General features: G+C 44.2%; 1 protein-coding gene. It reads right to left on the minus strand.

All coding sequences use genetic code 11. The features are described 5' to 3' along the window. Nucleotides 1-7 precede the first annotated feature (7 nt). Nucleotides 8-344, minus strand: a 337-nt coding sequence (locus AB4114_RS35975; RefSeq protein WP_441992697.1) for a transposase, incomplete at its 5' end; no start/stop codon positions are given.

The raw sequence follows: 344 nt of genomic DNA on the forward strand, positions 1-344 counted from the left end.
TGGAACCTTAGTTCCTTGGTCTGCTGAAGATGTGTACGGCCTTTTTTACAATCGCTAGTTCTTCTTCCGCCTCTGATATCCGGCGATCCTTCTCTGCGAGTTCACGTTCTTTCTCTTTCAAGAGCTGCTCCAATTGACGGACCTTCTCAGGACTGGCAAGGGATTCACTTTCAAATTGGCGATACTTCGCCACCCATTGATGAAGCGTTCCCGCAGGAATGTTAAGTTCTTCAGCTATTTCCGTTACCGATTTCGTTTGTTCTTGAATAAATTTTACCGTTTGTTGTTTAAATTCATCATTGTACCTTTGCCGTTGTTCACCCATTGTGAACACCTCCTCGTTA

Source organism: Paenibacillus sp. 2RAB27 (assembly GCF_052115445.1).
Taxonomy (GTDB): Bacteria; Bacillota; Bacilli; order Paenibacillales; family NBRC-103111; genus Paenibacillus_E.